Raw genomic sequence first — 783 nt, 5'->3', positions numbered from 1 at the left:
ATGGTAACCCGTCTCCCTTTGGCGGAGAAGACTTCCGTGTTCGAATCACGGGGGGTCAGAAGTAAAAAAAAAAGATGTTAAATGTGTTATAAAATATCAGATTAGGGAGTATAGCTCAGTGGCAGAGCAACTGACTCTTAATCAGTCTGTCGTGGGTTCGATCCCTTCTACTCCCCTAATAAATGTTTGTTTATATAGGAAGAGCACAGCTATTGGTGAGGTGGCTTCGGTTGCTAACTGAACGGATATCTATCCTTGTAGGTTCGAATCCTATCTCTTCCGGAATCAATTTAATATATACTAATATATTTCACCTCTTTAAATATTAATTAACCTTGCTTATATAAGTACTATATAAGTATAGTCTGTAAGGACGAGCGGAATCGAACCACTATCAAAGGTTTTGGAAACCTATATACTAACCGTTATACGACGTCCCTTACCTAATTACTTATAATCTATATTATGATTATTTTTATTAGAGTTCATAGGGAGTCGAACCCTACTTGTACAGATTTGCAATCCGTCAGTGAGTAACCGCTCGTGAACTCTATATAAAATCTATATATATTAGGTAATATAAAATATTACATCTATAATATCTATTGTAATAATTCTATATAGTTATTATTAATAATATTATATATATGCTATATATAATCATAAAATATAGAAATAGTATGTATTAATATCTATATAATTATATTTGAATATAAGTAGTATTTTAGTTAAATTTCATTTGGGTTTCTTTTAATAATAATATAATAGTCTTGCTTATATATA

General features: G+C 30.4%; 3 tRNA genes. 2 read left to right on the top strand and 1 reads right to left on the bottom strand.

From position 1 onward, the window contains the following. Positions 1-104: 104 nt before the first annotated feature. Together ACYVJ0_RS13600 and ACYVJ0_RS13595 are read left to right on the top strand one after the other, a co-directional pair. Positions 105-176: transfer RNA gene (locus ACYVJ0_RS13600), tRNA-Lys, on the top strand. A 21-nt stretch (positions 177-197) separates the two neighbouring features. After that, positions 198-282 (top strand) — tRNA-Ser (locus ACYVJ0_RS13595). Positions 283-368: 86 nt separating this feature from the next. Here the strand turns inward: ACYVJ0_RS13595 and ACYVJ0_RS13590 are convergent. After that, positions 369-440 (bottom strand) — tRNA-Trp (locus ACYVJ0_RS13590). Positions 441-783: the final 343 nt, after the last annotated feature.

Source organism: Microbacterium petrolearium (assembly GCF_054782875.1).
This window is presented reverse-complemented; position numbering and strand designations above follow the sequence as displayed.